This window comes from Massilia sp. CMS3.1 (genome assembly GCF_051262535.1).
GTDB lineage: Bacteria > Pseudomonadota > Gammaproteobacteria > Burkholderiales > Burkholderiaceae_D > Telluria.
In genome coordinates this window covers 1-15,877 of sequence record NZ_JBIMES010000034.1, presented here as the reverse complement: position 1 = coordinate 15,877, position 15,877 = coordinate 1, and the positions used below count along the sequence as shown (strand labels likewise).

Here is a 15,877-nt window from a genome sequence, read left to right as displayed (position 1 = left end):
GTTAGCGGACGTTACAATAGGTCTGCTATCGGTCCATGCTGTGTAAAAACGCGAAATCGCGACGTTTTCAGGGGTCGCTTTACCATTCCCAACCTCGAGAAAACGCCATAGCGAGCGTTCTCGAGGGTCAGGCCTCGCAAGTTGGCTGCGCGGTTTGCGTTTTCACACAGCCTGGGCCAAGAGCAGACATAACTGAGCGAAGAAGTTAGGCGGCTTTATTTTCTTCGTAATCCTTGGGGTGGCAGGCGTCGCCGGATTGGCTGGAGCGTATTTCAAGGAACAGTTCCGCAAGACCGACAAACCAGTTCATGGCCTGTCCGCTGCTGCTTTCTTTCTCGCTGCTGCTAGTTTTTCAGTTACCGGGCTTTGGTTAGCAGAACGAATGAAGGCATGGTTCATGGTTGGCTGGGATTATTGATCGCCTTGCCGCCCGCTTCGGGTCGATTCCGGTCCTTCGTGACAATCTGAGGATTTTTCCCTTGGGCAGGCTGCTATGCTGTTGGCACAGCTGCTTTCGGCCAGAAGCGGAAGTTCGCCGCCTCGGCCAGTAGGCTCGACTCGTTCTGTGTCGTACTCATACCAAGAATGGTTGAGAATTTGACTTAAGGATTCTATGTTCACTTTTTTCCACCCCAGACCCATCATCGACGGTCGAGCTGTTTCCATGCAGGTTGTACAACAAAAGGAAGCGGTTCGGCAAGACACGAAAGTCCTTGTCGTAACCACACTTTTGACGAGCTCGGACAAACTCACTGACCAAAATGGCACCGAGCCTAATTGAATTTGAGGTCGCATACACGCGAGCGGAATACCTGTCGATTTCGCTGGACTGTGTAGAACATGAGTTGGCGCGAAGCGCCCGTGCGAAAGGCAAGCCGGTGCCGCGGTTTGACATGTTGAGTCGGGGACTTCTAGTGTTAATCGGATCCTTGCGCTTTTGGCTCAAGCGCCTACGTATGCCTAAGAATCGTTTCCAAATCGACCGCGATGGCATCACGCGTATGAATCGCCTTGGGACGGTAAGGCATCGATGGGAGGATCTCGCAACCGTGATTCACTGCCGGGAAGCCTATGTTCTCGTGACTGAGAAAGGCGGCATGCCCTTGCCATACCGATGCTTTAGCGTAGCCGAACGAGCCGGTATGGAAAAGTTGCTGGCTGAACGGATGGGCCCAAGTAGCATCTTTTGCGCGCCAGTGGCTTCATGAATCACTTGTAACAGGCCAAATTCTGTGACTTGAGAGGCCTATCGGAAGGTCCGGTATGGGTCGTAAGCGGACGATACAATACGTCCGCAATCAGCCAAAAGCAAACTTGAGCGCGTATGTTGGTAAGGTCTTGATAATATTCAGCAATAAGGAAAAGAGTAATGGTGCAAATTTCTTCAGGCGCTGACATTGCGTATAGTTGGTTGCGTAGTAACTGGTTCTATCCGCTCGCAATCGCTGTTGTCTTGGGCGACATAAGCGCGCTTCACTTCCAGGATTGGAGGCATCCTCGTCTGCTTGAAAGCGCAGTGCTGTTTGACTTAGCAGTTGTACTGCCGCTGCTCTACCTCTGGTGCTACCGCGCCAGAGGAACGGCGGTGATCTGGCCCATGGTAAGTCTAGCTTCGCTCGGCATCTGGGCTACTTCTCACCTTATTCCTGCTCAACATCAGCATGTTCTCAACTCCGTCGGCTGGCTGCGCACGATGGCTATAGCCATACTCGCAATGATCGAGATCAAAATTCTCTTCGGCTTTTACAAGGCGATTTTTGCATCCAACAAAACTCCGGAGGAAATCGCGAACGAGCTGGCCAAGGATATTAAACTGCCACTTTGGCTGATGCGTTTGGTCGCCCTTGAGGCACGAGTACTACGTAGCCTGTCTCGATTTGTAAAAAGTCTGCTTCGTCGTCGCTAGCATTGTCGTTTTGCATCATTTAAAACGGCTGAAAAGGATTTAAGGGTGCTTACCGGATAGGGGACGAGCGTCCGGGTCGTTAGCGGACACTACAATAGGTCCGCATCCGGCCAGGAGCGGACGGTCGGGCTTACTTCAATGGATTCGGCCGTACTAGATAATTTCAGCAAGCAAATAGGAAGAAGATTCTATGATCGAAAGCGTCCTGTTGGCTCGTGCGTTTTTTGCCTGCTGTTTCGTCGTAGCCATATGTGGGGGCGTTGCGAGCTTTCTTCTGCTCCCCGGGAAGAGAAGTTTTTTTAAACTCTTCTATTCGCACCCGAAAACTGACTTCACTGGCATAGGGTGGCGGCTTCGGCAAGCATCGCTATTCTTCACTTATCTGGCCTTCGCAATCGCTATCATTTTTTTGGTTCTGAAAAAATGAGTGAACTCGACGCTAGGTAGGTCTGCTTAGGGTCGGTTGCGGTCCTTCGCTGGCAGGCTGCTACCGGCCAGGAGCGGAAGTTCCTGAAAGTCCGTAGTTTGCAAGCTTGACAACATGCTATGCTCGTTTCAATGGTCAGTTTTCCCTACAACGCACATCTAAGGAGAAAGCAATGGACGTACGCGCAATTGGTCTGACGATCGCTGTAGTTTTTATTGCCTATGTCGCCATCAAGTTGTGGAAGGCTTTTAATTCGCCGGATGGTGAACGTTATTTGAAGCGCCGTATGCAAGGACCTTTTGTGCCGCTGACTTCAGAGGAGCAGGCTCGCGACAAGGCGCGCAAGCTCGACAGTTGAGTGTCCGCTTCGGGTCGTAAGCGAAGTTCTGCACCCTGTGTGACTACATCGCCCAAGACTCGCCTTCCTCGAAGGCTTCGTTGTAGGCATGGGCCAGCAAATAAGCATGGCGCGCTGCAGCGGGTATGGCCGAAGCAGACATCATCAGCCAGTGCGCGCGCCGCTCTTCGGTCAGCGCATTCCACCAGGTCATACCCTGATGCGGATCATCTTCCGGAACTGGGAACACCCCGCCGCCAGCCTCCTGCCCGTCTTCGAGCAACGTCAGCTTCCAGCCGCCTCCGATGCCTGCTGGCCGCGGGTGAATTTCGTACGTGCGCTTCATAGCGTGTTCCTTATTGGATGGCAGGGATTGGCTTCACGATGCGCATCACGCTGGCGCGCGAGACGTCGTAGTCGCGAGAGAGAGCACTAATCGATTCGCCGGCCTTAAACCGGGCAACCATCTTCGCGCGCTGCTCGTCCGTGGTGAGGGCTGGGCGTCCCATGGTCTTGCCCTCAGCCTTCGCCCGCGCCAAGCCGGACTGGGTGCGCTCGACCAGCAGATCCCGCTCCATCTCGGCCACGGCCGCAAGCATGGTCAGCATCAGCTTGCCGGCGGCGCTCGTCAGGTCGAGTTTCCCCAGCTGCAGGACGATGACTTCAATACGGCGCGCGGCCAGCGCCTTGATTGTGGCGCCGACGTCCTGGGCATCACGGCCGAGACGATCGAGCTTCGTCACCACCAGGGTTTCGCCGTCGCGGATCTGGCTGAGCATCTTGGCGAACTGCGGGCGCTGCGCCGCCGAGACCTTCCCCGATATGCCCTCATCCGCATACCAGTAGTCAACGGCATAGCCGGCCGCCTCGATCTCCCGGCGCTGGTTCTCCGTCGTCTGTTCCTTCGTGCTGACCCGACCGTATCCGAAAATTGCCATTTTGCCCACTTTCCGCTGTCCAAGAACGTCCAATAGCTTCCAATAACGTCCATATTACATATGGACATGTTCATAAGTAAATAGGCTATTTTATGAGCGGTCCGCGGCAGGTCGGATTACACCTGTTCACAAACGGTCGATTTTGAGCACAAGACTAGACTGCATAGATATACACATTTTTCGTGCATAACCTTACTGATAACGTCTTAAGAGCCAGCGCCCATGCCGCTTTCCGGTAACTGCCCGATAATTGGGCACCGTCCGTATCGCCGCTCGTTGCAAGGTCCTTCAGTGATAACGCCAATTATCATCTAAGGTAAGGCCAGAAAACGGACTAGCGGTGGCTTTCTGTCTTCTTCCGGTCGTTGCCGTCATCGATACTTTCACTTGGCATGCAATAGCCTCAATGGGTCTATCTCGTAGGCAGTTGACTTCAGCTGTTCCCCTATGTCTACGGAAGCGCTCTGGATCGCGCCCTCCGATTGAAGATTAACCTGAATGCAAGACGCGTTAGACGACGTTGGCCCGGCCCAACGTCGGCAGGATTGTCCTGGTAATGCCGAGCTTTAAACAGATATGTTGTGCCGCTATGTCTGACATCATGAAAGGCCATTGGATTGTTTTGCCGCGTTGCAGCATTATTCTCCTGTCTCCTGTCTCCTGTCTCCTGTCTCCTATACTTTCTCCTCCAAGAAAATAGATTCATGCCCGCGCGCAGCGGGCATTTTTTTCGTCTTGAAGAGTCTGATCAATGCACCAGGCGGCCAGTTTACGACCGCTATCGGCTGACCCAGCCGTTCGTCGTAGCACAGCATCAACCCTCAACCTATCAAGATCGGCCGAACCAGGGTTCACTTGGATCTAGTGCACAACTGAACAAATTTCCCCCAATCGCGGGTTTTTGTGCAATATTCTGCACATGGCTAGATTACCACTCTTCCCCCTCGAGCTAGCCCAGCTGCTCGAAAAGCGCCGGCGAGAGCGAGGCGTGACCCAGGAGCAGCTTGCTGCTGCCGCCAACGTCAGCCGCCGCACCATCAATGCCTTCATCAAAGGCGATACCGACATCGGTCTTCGCCGTCTTACCCGTCTTTGTATCGTGCTTGACCTGGTGATCGAGCTGCATCCCCGCGAGATGCCAACTGAGCAAGAGCTTCCTTCAATTTTTCGTGTAGAAGAGTGAGGTATCGCCGTGACCGAAGTGACCAATAAAACCGTCGACTATCTAGCTTTGACTACTACGACGTTGCACTGGCAATCCACTGCATTGATGTGACTGAGCATGAGGATACCAGCCAAGATTGCCTAGCAAAGATGTCCGAGTGTGCCCAGCAAGGCCATGTTTGTCAGAATTCACTGAAGGGTGACGGCCTACAGTTGGCTCTGCTGCTCCCGCTGCTGGTATGACGACCTCACGCTACTCTTTGGCGTTCCGTCGTCGCAGTTCTGGTACAAGGATCTTGAGGTCATGGACGTCGGAACGAACTATCTTCCCCCACCTGACGATATTTTTTGACCATGACGCTTAAGCTATGTCGTAAGTGTCTGGGTAACACTACCCATTCCACGGGAGCGTTTGATTCCACGATGTTTGCGAAACATGCCTGGGCCACAGGTCAATTGACCCAAGAGATACGCTTGATACGCTTGGAAGAACGGTGTTCTTTTTAGGGATTATCTGACGGTTTTTAAGGACATAGGTATGCGATTGTTAGTCCTGTCCGATCTCCATCTCGAGGTGTGGCGCGAGCACGCGCCTCGGATCGATACGTCCGTCAGTCGGCCTGATGTTGTGATCCTTGCCGGCGACATCCACACCAAAGGTCGGGGGCCTGCGTGGGCTGCAGAGGCGTTCCCAGGCCTGCCAGTGCTGTACATCGCCGGCAACCACGAGTTCTACGGCGACACGCTTGAGGAGGCTGCCGAGGCCCTTCGCAAGGAGTGCGAGCGCTTCCCAGATATTCATTACCTCGACTGCGGCGAGTATGTGCAGAACGGCGTGCGCTTCCTTGGCGCGACGCTCTGGACCGACTTCGCCTTGTTCGATCCCGCGCGAACGCGGAGTGCCATGCTCGACGCCCGGGCTGTGATGAACGACTATCAGAAGATTCGAGTGGCATCAGCCGGCTATCGTAAACTGCATCCACAGGATACGGCACGGCTGCATTTCGCACACCGACACTGGCTCGATGCGATGCTCTCAGAGCCGTTTGAAGGGCAAACCGTGGTCCTAAGTCACATGGCGCCTTCGATGCGCTCCGTAGCCCCGGAATACGCGTCAGATCCGGTTTCTGCGGCCTTTGCATCGAACCTAGATCATATGCTGGAGAAGGCTGACGTTTGGATCCACGGTCATACGCATACAAGTTTCGATTACCGGGTCGGACGGTGCCGGGTTGTGGCCAACCCTCTTGGCTACTTGATGCGGGGCGGTGAGGCCGAAAATGAGGACTTCAACCCTAACTTCGTCGTCCGGCTGGAGGAAGAATGCTAAACAGCCGCACTGGCCCCATAGGTTGCTCCGTGAACTCGGAGCGCCAGATCGACTACTGAGGCATGCGCAATTGGCCGGAGAAGCTGCAGATGCCCTCATCCCGGAGTACGAGGCCAGGCAACCGCCATTTGATCGTACGATCATCGGGGTCGCCGTCCATGACGCCAACAAGATCCTGCATCGCGCGTTGGCGCAGTGCCAGCCTGGGATGCTTCTTGCTCGACAAATACTGCGTGCTCCGCACTTGCTCGATCAGCCGACAGGCCCGCCAGTCTCAATTCATAGTGATCGATGACGTACTCGACCACCTCACGCTTTAGCGCGGGCCACCCACTTTTTTGACGCGGCATCCTGCAGGAGCGCTTTGTCCAGACTCAGCTCTGCTACCAATTTCTTCAGCCGCGTTCTCGTCCTGCAGGATGTATAGCTCCCGTACGCCTTCCAATGGCATACCGCCCTATTGCTTCTTCCAGCGGTAAAACGTCTGCTACAAATGCCAAGCGGCCGGACGATGTCACTGACCGCCATGCCCAATTCGGCCTGTTTCAGAACCGCACGATCTGTTCTGCTAGAAAATGTTTGCGCCTCATGGTCCAGCCCCCGCAAAGGAATTATTGACCAAAAACTCGCGTCCTGAAGTGTCTAATTTCGCCAACGCAGGTCAGGGCGATTTCCATCGCAAGTCGTTGTCGCGATTGATCACTCATCGGTCTTGCGCTTTTCAGTCCCCTGAAGTTTGGTGGCGACGCGATCAGCGATCGCTTCCGCCAAGGCATCGACGTCGATCCCGGCCGGCGCCGCGCGAGCGGCGCGCGCATCAATAGCTTGCTGGAGCATCAGCACCATTTCGGCGTTCCTGCTGCGGTTGTTCGTCTTCGCCAGTTCAGCGATCTTGTCCCGCATGCCGTCGGGCAGCCGTAGGACGTACTTGTCAGCCTGCTGGGGCGTTCGTTTTGCTTTGGTAGGTTGCATCAGGTCAGCATAATGGCGATGAGCCATTTTGTGAATGATAGCACTGAGCCATTAAGAATGGTTGCGCATGATGGCTATGAGCCGTATCATTGATCAATCTTATTGATTTGGACCATCAACATGCAGGATCAACTGGTTCGGCCGAAATCAAGCTTCATCCCTGCCATCTCCGAGCTGAGCAAGAGATCCTCAATTTTTCATGTAGACGAGCGAGGTAGCGCTGTGACCGAATTAACCGACAAAACTGTTGAATATGTAGCGTGTGACTGCTGCGACATTGCCCTGGCAACCCACTGCATTGGTGTGACTGAGCATGAGAATACCTGTCAGGATTGCCTGGCCAAGATGTCTGATTGCGCAGAGCAAGGGCATTCGTTCCAACCTCCCCGCGTCATGTATTCGAGGGCGAGGGCCTACAGGTGGCTTCACTGCTCCCGCTGCTGGTATGACGATCTCGAGCCAATGTACGGCGTGCCAGCGCCGCAGTCCTGGTACAGGGACCTTCAGGTCATTTGCGATGGAAAGAACTACTTGCCTTCACTACCTCGCGACGTGTTCTGACCATGACACTCAAGCTATGTCGAGAGTGCTTGGGCGATGCCACCCATTCAGCAGGGCCTTATGATTTTCACGATGTTTGCGAAAGATGCCTCTGTCGCATGGCCTTGTGCTCTCGCGGCGGTCATAGTTTCAAGCCCGTCCCGCCGGTGCATCTCGACGAGTCGGGCGCGCGCGAAAGGTGGGAGGCCTGCGGCTTCATTCGGATTCCCAATCGAGGTTTCCTGAACAGGGTTTGGGAGATGTTGAAATGATGCAGGGGCTGCCGTGTTCGCGATGCGGAGAAGATGCAACGGATTCAACAGGCACGTTCATGCACAACGACGTGTGTGAGAAATGCCTCGGTCGCATGGCCTGGTGTGCTCGCCGCGGTCACAGCTTCAAGTCCACTCCAGCCGTTCACGGCGGCTACTTGGCGCGACTTCTTTCATGCCAGAACTGCGGGTTTGAAGATTACGATATGCAGGACTTCAGGATCGTTCCGCCTCCAAAGCAAACGCCGCTAATCCCTATGCGCTTTCCCGTTTGCATGGAGTGTGGTGGTGATGCGAGCCACCTAAGCGGCCTAAACGAATGGAACGATTTATGCCTAACCTGCTTTTCCCGCATGGCCTGGTGCGCTCGGCGCGGTCATTCGTTCCTCAGCAAGACCGTCATTCATCAAGGCTTGCCTTCCCTCGCGCACTTCTGCACCAGTTGCCACTACAAGACGATTGAGCCAGTCTCCTTCGTCCCAGTGCCAGAGCGGAAAAGCGGTGCAACGCTGCTCACTGCCGCCCACGGCGAGGACATTAGGGGAAAAAGCGGCACCGCTTACCTGCGCCTCGTAAAACCGGCGACCTCCCCGTCTGCCTGACTCTACACTGAGGACACCGATCTATGGCTCCCGCTCAGTGTTCAAAAAATGTAACGCTCTAAAAAGACTTGGGTAGCTCTTGCCTCTCCGGGATGCACTTCATGGTGCTTGGCTCGCCATCTGTAAATCTGTTGCGGTGACTAATCTTCTGCTAGCTGCTCGGCCACGAGAACAGCAAAAGGTTTGTTCAGAGCCCACCTGAACTGTTCAGGCCGACGCGACCGCTCCACGGCAATCATCTCACCTAACGCCACACGATAGCGCTTTGCACCGCTATTCCGGACGACCTTACCGCAGATCGTCAACGACGAACCGTCAAGGTAGGAGGCAATGGCGCGAAGCCTGCTTCCGGCTGCCCAAGCTGCGCGATATCTCTTCAGGCTCCAGCACCGTTACCGTATCTGGACCGCAGCGACGTTCGCGGGGCGCGACTCCGACCGACGCCGAAAGTACGTCATGAATCGATCCGGCGTGTTTTCCAAGTGCCCTAACGGTTTCGGATGAAGATCGACCTTCCTTCCAACGAATCCATAACTCTTTTTTCTGCTACGCAGACGTCCTACTCTTCCAGTTCTTGGCATCACATCTTCACAAACACGCCATTAAAATAGAACTGTTGCGCTGACGAGTTTAATCCACCAAAGAAATTATTCAGAATCAGCTAAGCGATTGCCTGCGAAGCTGGCCGGGGCAAACATGGTGGCCTTGGTTGCGTCGTGCTTCGCGCCAGTGCCCATCACGCGCAGCTTAACCTGGGCAAGAGTCTCGTCCATGTTGCCGACGATAGCTTTGTCCCATTCCTGGACGGTCGCACCAAGTAAAGGGGCATCGCCCTTCAACACTGTCGGGGAGCTGAACCTGTATGCACTGCTGTGGAGTTTAAGTCTCATAACGCTACCTCTTCGGCTGCCTCCTGTTAGGTCATCATAGCCCAATGTCACCGCGCTCACCCTCTTAAACTGAGGATTTCTACCCGACTGTCACGCGGCACATCCATGCACCTCTGGGTGTCCGCAAACAATACGGTGCAACATATAGATTTCCACATTTAAGTGAATAACCATACTGATATGTTCGCAAGAAGCAGCGTTCATGCGGTTCCTCGGTGACTGCCTAATAATTGGGCATTAGAACTCTGCGTGTGACGGAAGTGTTTGGGGCTGACGCGTCGGCCGTGGCGCTACCGCCCTGAGCGGTGACCTGCTGAGAGCACGATGATGTGCTTGAAGAGATAGAGAAGCATCTGAGCAGACGTATAGATGCCATGGGCTCCAGAGCTCGACCATCAAGCACTTCTACGCGACGGTTAATTAGCCGTGCATGTCAGTCAATTTTAAGCAAGTCGATCTACGTAAACGTCAGCGTAATTCGAATGCCAGAGTAACAAAACACTCCCCACACACAGGTCTACCTGGCCTTGCCGATAATGGACTACCAGCAAGGCCGCTGCGGATGATATCCACGTCAAGAATCAGAAATCAGGGGAGTACACTTTTATCTATTGTTAGATGTGAGCTCCGTGTCATGACAGCATCCATGTCCGATGCATTAGGCATCGCGGCCATCCCGCCGGTGCCAGTATGTCGTTTTCCATAGTGCGAGAACGCTGTCTCAGTTGATGCGTGCCCCATCAACGCAGCGACACCAACTCGATCATAGGCGACTTTTGCATCGGCAGCGAAAATATGCCGGGAGGTGTACAAGGTGGGGTACTTGCGACGGCGGGGCCAGAGCGCCCTTACTGTACGTTTTAGGAGCTTTCGGCAGCAGCTATACGCATCGTCAAGGGATTGATTATTGTTCCACTTCCGAACGTTCTTAAGGTGTTCGGCAATGATTGCGATGTCTGGGGCTGGGCACTTACCTAGCTCGATCGTGCGCTCAAGTCCGTGTCCCCGTCCATTCGTAGTTTTCGCGTTTTTGACGATCAGAACCGTTTGGTTTCCGTAATCGACTGTTAACAAGGCACTCTTCCACTCGCTAGGACGTAAGCCCGTCAAGATGCCGGCCGTGAACCACAACTTTGTGGCGCGAGCGTATTTGCTTTTTGATTGGTCAAGTTGTTTGTACAGACGCGCTCGATCGTCAGCTGACAGGCTTTTTGCTTTTTGTGCCGAGGTGTTCGGATGGGCACGCTGGCGCGTCTTCCGCTCAGATCTGATCTCTTCCCGCATCTCCGCCAGCCGTTCAGGTTCTTCAGCAAGGTGATATATCATCTCTCTAGCTTCTTGACCGGCTGCGTCACCTATGTTGTCGAACACATGCGCCAAGGACGCTCGGTAGAGTCGCGCTGTACTGGAGGCCCAGCCACCTTCCCTATCAACGAAAAGCGCTGCTACTTGCTGTGCGGTCACCTCTCTGTCCGCGGCAATGTCGTAGCGTTTGCGTGCCATCCTAGCTAACCGACTGTGGATTTCTCTGTACTGTTCTATCGTTGACTCTGCTAAGGTAGGTAATAGCTCAGGCGTGATCGACATGCGGTTTCTCCCATGTAATTACACAGCAGACTTCGAAAGTGACACAAAGAATTAAAGCATGAGGCTCGGAAAGCGTGTGGCGTGGGAGAGCTCGAAGAGGGACTTTTTTGCAGGTCTACGTCGCTCATCTAAGCTGGCCGGCCTTGACTGGCAGATGGCTGACTTCAGTACCATTAGCCAGCGCCAGAAACATGTGGCGGTCACGATGGAGGCACGCCCAACGACGACATGCTTGCACCAGCTGGTCGATAACATTGGCAGCAAGATGCTCGGTGACGGCGTATGGAAGACGAAGACGCCCGGCGCGGACTACCGTCGGTAATGACACACGGTCGATCTTGGTATCTTTGCGGCCCCAATGGAAAGCCGAGCTATCGAAGTCATGGACAACGCGACGAGCGACGCGCCAATGCTGCCGTGCTTGCTCGGCCAAATTGCAGAAAGCGACATTATCGCGCGCGTCGCGGCGATCCCGCCTTCGACACAAAGTGCTCAGTCTAGTAGAACCAAAATGCATTGTTTCAAGCTGCTCGGTGGACTGGTCCATGGCGTGTAACTTCAACCGCCAGGTTGCAGCATTGCAGGTGCGTCACGCCATGCCTAATCGCTTCACTCGGTCGGGTACTCTCATAATTGTGCCCACGTCATAACTCCGGTTGTGGTGTTGAGGTATTAAGCGATAGCTTACTTATGCAACAAAGCCTCGACAACCATCACCGTTCGACCCTGCTGCACACTAGGCGGGCGTCGACCTTATGCTTGCGCCGGTGCCATGGTTGTCCTCGGCTACGTATTAGGGCGATTTTTTGTCGGCCCATGCGTCGCGTTAAACGAAACATGCGAATTTACTCGAGGCCACGCGCTCGGCTAAACTGAACCGATGACAAGCAGACCGATTTCCCACCAAGATTTCTTGCGCACCGAAATGAGCAGGATATATGACCTGTATACAATTTTCGGAAGACTCGGGACGTCACGACGCAGGCTCGAGAACTGACTACCGCCTCCGATTCAGACGGTAATCCACGAAATGGACGAGATGGCCTGAAAGTTCATCCTGAAGATCGTAGACAATCTCCGCAAAAACACTTGAATCTATTCATTGCGAATATAAGGTTAAGTATCGAGTAATGCAGTTGGCGCTGCTGAAGGAAACTCGATATGGAAAGCCTATTAAAACAGGCCGCTTTCGGTCATAATTTCAACCGGTCTTGAAAAAAGCTGCGGTCAATTCCCATGTCTGTGACAACCCGTTACGCTCAGGAGTTTGTTGTAGCGAAATATGATAAAAAAACATGTCTAGAAATTTAGCATTGCGGCGAAGCACATGCTCGCAAATGTTCCTCTTTTTGCCGATTCATCTCATCCATCCTGAAAGAGTGGATAAGAACAACGTGGTTAAATGTCTTTTACAGAGACTATGATTTTAGCTAGAGTGATTTAAACAGTAAGCTTGCTTCTAAGGGCAGAGCTTATGCTAAGGTAAGAAAGAGTTCTCCGGCGTTTTCTACAGGTTATCTTTTTTTGTTTTTACCATGAAGGATGTGTATGTGGTTAAAGATGCGATGATTAGCAAGCGGCGTCTATCTGTTCTGCCCTTTACCATGTGAATCTGCCGCGTGTAAGTATATAGATTTTCGCACTGCATCAGACAGGCTGTTTTGAGATCTCAATGAATGGTTCCTATGATCGAACTTTCGTTCATCTCTTATCTTGGGGCTTTGAAGGTCGGAGATTGGCGTATATCGATAAAATTTTTCTTGGCATCGTCAAGAACATATCTCCGCTTCTAAACAGGAGATACACTAATATGATTGCTCATCTTCAATGTCCTGATTTTGTCTGAGGGCAGAGCTAGACGGTGACGGGTCATAGCGATCATTAGCGGGATGCTGCCTGAATTATGTTTGCGTTGGAAGAGTTCGTGGGCCGGAGCACTTTTGACTAGAAGTTTGGGGGTGTTGTTAGGCGGTGTGCGAAGTTCCTGAGCGCATCCTGCTACTAGACATAGAACATCTGGCATAAAAATGTGGTCACCACGGCCTGCCCGAAAAATAGGTAGCTCATTATGAATGCAGATAACAATCAAGAAGACAATCTGCAAACACGTATAAGACTTCTGATCCTGATTCTAGTTTCGTCTGCATCGGGCAAACGCATCAATAAATTGCCGGCATTAGCATCGTTCTGGCGGCGTCCCAGGATAGAGGATTGATCGATTCGTACGCTAGACTTGGGAAATGTGAAGCGTGCAGGCCCGAAAACGACTGTGGTACGTTTTTTGGAGGCCACTCTACCTATGTTACTGGAAATTATTTCTTGAGCCCATATAACGCGAAAACCGCCGAAGGGAATGATGCGTTATAGATGGCAACATTTCTCTGCCTTTTCAAGTACCTACGGACATTTCGGCTTCATGGCGCACTCGCGGTTGACTAGATTCGAAGTGAGAAAAAAAATCCTCATTTTTTTGTGGAGATCGTCGATAATTTCCTCAGTCCACTTTCTACTTTTGGAAAGTAGAGAAGCGCAATAAACAGGGATTATTTGTCTTTCCAACTGGGCGCCCTACCGTCGAGATTACGATATGAAGAAAGGTTACGCAAATTTGAATGAATTGATCCGATTTGATCGCTTTGCAGTAGTATAGATCGGTAATCGGTAATCGGAAATTGGGATTGCGCTTTGCAGCTTGTACTGTTGTGTCTTCGTTTTTTTACTATCAGCTTGATTGCTACGGATGCCTTGGGCGCTTTCGGACAGGCCTCCCTACCTAGTGTAGAAATTTTATCCTAGATGCCTTAATATAATTAGGGTGGTTACGTCCAATCTGGCCGTAAATTTGTACGAATACGCCGGTTACGATAAATTTTGTGTATAGGGTCCGTAGTGAACGTGGTGTAGGAGCTAGGCATTATCGGCTCGGGCTTATGCATGGCGCGACTGGCGTGTATTCCTCATTGAGAGGATTCCAATGACAGTTGCGTCGCAGCAAGCTGATATCCTGGCTTGGATTAAATCGCTTCTTCACCCGACAATTACGGAGAAGTCGTTGCCAAAACTCCTGTCTATTATGCTCACGTCCCGCAACTCATGGGTCGCGCTCGAAACCATCTTGCAGTGCCTCTGTGATGGCGGCCGTAGGGGCCTCAAGGAAGCAAGCGATGTACTGCGCAACATTTGTGCCACCCAAGGTATTAGTGGATCGGAAAAAGGCGTGTTCGACATCTGCACGAATTATCACAAAGGCCATTAAGGCGAAGATTCACGAAGGGGTGTTTGCCCGTGTGGATTTGGAACGCCCTGTTTTTACGGTGGTCGACGAGTGGCAGCGCTACATCTCGAATGACCCGGAGACTGACGAGCAGGCCTACCTCGACCGCTGTCGTGGCTACCGCGGCATGGCGCTTTACGCCACTCAATCCCTGGCGTCGCTCGCATACGCACTTGGGGCCGACAGTGCTGCTCAGGCAGCAATTAATATCCTCTTGGCGAATATCCCGACAAAGATCCTCCTGTGCACCTCGGACGAGGCGACGGTAGCGTGGCTACGTGCCGTTCTACCAGGAGTCCACTGGAATTCAGGCGCGGCCAAGGCTATCTGATCTAAGCTGATGGCAGTTGGGCTTTACGCCGCGCCACGCTGAACTAATCGCGCAATGCCTGCATAAAAGGGAGGTGATATGTCGGATACCTCAATTGGTCTCAACGAACGCGCAGGCACCCTCACACTGAGGGGCAGTTTACTGACTACGCAGCAGTCGAATTCCGAGAAAAGCTCGATTTGCTGGTTAACTATTATCAGCATCAACGCGTCACGCTGCAGATTCACTCTGAAGGCAGACAGGCCATTGGTCTGCATCACATGCTGGACGATATCGAGTCACCGCGCCCGGGCCGTGATCGTCATTACCAAGGCGCCACTCATGGCCGGCAGCGCCGCAGCTGTGTTGCTAATATTAGGTGAAGTCGGTTAGCGACGAGTGTCTCGTCAGACTTCCCTGCTTTTTCGTCACGGTCGTCAGCAGCTTGAGGGCAGCTGGATAATCACCGCCGACGCGGCACTGCGACTCGCAGGATGCCTTCCTGCTTTGACACCGAGCTTGCGCAAACGATCGTCTCTCACTTGGTGGGCAGCTGTGGCGATATCGCCGGCTTGGTAGCAGAAGGTCTTGCATGGTGTAAGCTAGTCCAGGAGCAGACAATTTCGCCTAGGAAGTAGCTCGGCCTCAGGGAGATCGACAGGTTTCGCGCTGGCGTTGAGGCGGCCCAGGCCGTATGGAGCACTTGCAGCGATCATCAGTCCAGCGAGCCCTACTTGGATTATCTGCACAATCGCTTTGGCAAGGACGACTGGATAGACCTCATCGACGCGTATGCCCTAGTGCTGATCGATACGATTGATCGGGTGCCGGCCCTGCTACCGCTGGCAGCACAGCAGACGCGCACGTTAGCGCGTACTAGGCTCGCAGCGTAGTCAACAGCGTGGCGATTGCCGTACCTTACTAAGCGTAAAGAAACCCGGCCCTTGCAATCGATTGATGAGCCAAAAAGCTTTCTTGGGAGGAGAAGAGCCCAAAGCCTAGCGATACTGTTGTGCTAGCGGCGGGATCTCTTCCCCGATGACTCTTGAATAGCTCACGCCACTTCGCTTCCCGTAGCTTGTGAGCACCGTTAAACGTAAGTTGCGACCCGGCGATCGATTTGTCTCGCCTAGGTTGTCTCTAAAGAAGCGCTCCAACCTCCACGCACCGAAGGCCGGCGGCGGAGTACTAACGGCATATCCGTGTAGTGGTCTAATGTCTCCGGACACCTCGATAGGTGGATAATTCACCTTCGAAGGAGTTTACATGACCAGGCAGCGCCGCAATTTTGACCCCAGCTTCAAGCTCGAGGTCGTCCGTATGATTAT

10 protein-coding genes and 2 pseudogenes are annotated in these 15,877 nt (G+C 53.2%); 6 read left to right on the top strand and 6 right to left on the bottom strand.

The genetic code is table 11. The annotated features are described in order from the left end of the window. The first annotated feature begins 1,369 nt into the window (after positions 1–1,369). Together ACHAC9_RS23790 and ACHAC9_RS23785 are read left to right on the top strand one after the other, a co-directional pair. Positions 1,370–1,906 (top strand): hypothetical protein, encoded by a 537-nt coding sequence (locus tag ACHAC9_RS23790; protein ID WP_435764162.1) that lies wholly within the window; start codon positions 1,370–1,372, stop codon positions 1,904–1,906. Positions 1,907–2,505: 599 nt separating this feature from the next. After that, complete coding sequence (locus ACHAC9_RS23785; protein WP_435764159.1) at positions 2,506–2,691, top strand: hypothetical protein; 186 nt, start codon at positions 2,506–2,508, stop codon at positions 2,689–2,691. A gap of 43 nt (positions 2,692–2,734) precedes the next feature. On the opposite strand, the gene ACHAC9_RS23780 is transcribed toward ACHAC9_RS23785, so the two are convergent. After that, entirely contained in the window at positions 2,735–3,016 is a 282-nt protein-coding gene (locus ACHAC9_RS23780; RefSeq protein WP_435763821.1) for a hypothetical protein, read from the bottom strand. A 10-nt stretch (positions 3,017–3,026) separates the two neighbouring features. Then, a complete protein-coding gene (locus tag ACHAC9_RS23775; protein WP_435764156.1) occupies positions 3,027–3,608 on the bottom strand; it encodes a recombinase family protein in 582 nt (193 codons plus the stop codon). A 919-nt stretch (positions 3,609–4,527) separates the two neighbouring features. Between ACHAC9_RS23775 and ACHAC9_RS23770 the strand changes: the two genes are divergently transcribed. Further along, positions 4,528–4,791: a helix-turn-helix transcriptional regulator gene (locus tag ACHAC9_RS23770; RefSeq protein ID WP_435764153.1), complete on the top strand. Its 264-nt coding sequence runs from the start codon at positions 4,528–4,530 to the stop codon at positions 4,789–4,791. A 519-nt stretch (positions 4,792–5,310) separates the two neighbouring features. After that, entirely contained in the window at positions 5,311–6,102 is a 792-nt protein-coding gene (locus tag ACHAC9_RS23765) for a metallophosphoesterase (RefSeq protein WP_435764150.1), read from the top strand. A 184-nt stretch (positions 6,103–6,286) separates the two neighbouring features. Here ACHAC9_RS23765 and ACHAC9_RS23760 read toward each other — a convergent pair. The 4 genes and pseudogenes from ACHAC9_RS23760 to ACHAC9_RS23745 all read right to left on the bottom strand — a co-directional run. Then, positions 6,287–6,692 (bottom strand): annotated as a pseudogene (locus ACHAC9_RS23760) (transposase); the annotation flags it as partial. A gap of 109 nt (positions 6,693–6,801) precedes the next feature. Continuing rightward, complete coding sequence (locus tag ACHAC9_RS23755; RefSeq protein ID WP_435764148.1) at positions 6,802–7,074, bottom strand: Arc family DNA-binding protein; 273 nt, start codon at positions 7,072–7,074, stop codon at positions 6,802–6,804. A 2,061-nt stretch (positions 7,075–9,135) separates the two neighbouring features. Next, positions 9,136–9,378 (bottom strand): hypothetical protein, encoded by a 243-nt coding sequence (locus tag ACHAC9_RS23750; RefSeq protein WP_435764145.1) that lies wholly within the window; start codon positions 9,376–9,378, stop codon positions 9,136–9,138. A 588-nt stretch (positions 9,379–9,966) separates the two neighbouring features. Next, positions 9,967–10,965, bottom strand: coding sequence for a hypothetical protein (locus tag ACHAC9_RS23745; RefSeq protein ID WP_435764142.1), 999 nt, complete (start codon positions 10,963–10,965; stop codon positions 9,967–9,969). A 133-nt stretch (positions 10,966–11,098) separates the two neighbouring features. Between ACHAC9_RS23745 and ACHAC9_RS23740 the strand changes: the two are divergent. Beyond that, positions 11,099–11,454: pseudogene (locus ACHAC9_RS23740) on the top strand (transposase); the annotation flags it as partial. A gap of 2,675 nt (positions 11,455–14,129) precedes the next feature. Continuing rightward, a complete protein-coding gene (locus ACHAC9_RS23735) occupies positions 14,130–14,570 on the top strand; it encodes a hypothetical protein (RefSeq protein WP_435764139.1) in 441 nt (146 codons plus the stop codon). Positions 14,571–15,877: the final 1,307 nt, after the last annotated feature.

Excerpts from the sequence above, each read along its gene's own strand:
- ACHAC9_RS23790 (WP_435764162.1), top strand. The coding sequence starts at position 1,370 with ATGGTGCAAATTTCTTCAGGCGCTGACATTGCGTATAGTTGGTTGCGT.
- ACHAC9_RS23785 (WP_435764159.1), top strand. The coding sequence starts at position 2,506 with ATGGACGTACGCGCAATTGGTCTGACGATCGCTGTAGTTTTTATTGCC.
- ACHAC9_RS23780 (WP_435763821.1), bottom strand. The coding sequence starts at position 3,016 with ATGAAGCGCACGTACGAAATTCACCCGCGGCCAGCAGGCATCGGAGGC.
- ACHAC9_RS23775 (WP_435764156.1), bottom strand. The coding sequence starts at position 3,608 with ATGGCAATTTTCGGATACGGTCGGGTCAGCACGAAGGAACAGACGACG.
- ACHAC9_RS23770 (WP_435764153.1), top strand. The coding sequence starts at position 4,528 with ATGGCTAGATTACCACTCTTCCCCCTCGAGCTAGCCCAGCTGCTCGAA.
- ACHAC9_RS23765 (WP_435764150.1), top strand. The coding sequence starts at position 5,311 with ATGCGATTGTTAGTCCTGTCCGATCTCCATCTCGAGGTGTGGCGCGAG.
- ACHAC9_RS23755 (WP_435764148.1), bottom strand. The coding sequence starts at position 7,074 with ATGCAACCTACCAAAGCAAAACGAACGCCCCAGCAGGCTGACAAGTAC.
- ACHAC9_RS23750 (WP_435764145.1), bottom strand. The coding sequence starts at position 9,378 with ATGAGACTTAAACTCCACAGCAGTGCATACAGGTTCAGCTCCCCGACA.
- ACHAC9_RS23745 (WP_435764142.1), bottom strand. The coding sequence starts at position 10,965 with ATGTCGATCACGCCTGAGCTATTACCTACCTTAGCAGAGTCAACGATA.
- ACHAC9_RS23735 (WP_435764139.1), top strand. The coding sequence starts at position 14,130 with ATGTACTGCGCAACATTTGTGCCACCCAAGGTATTAGTGGATCGGAAA.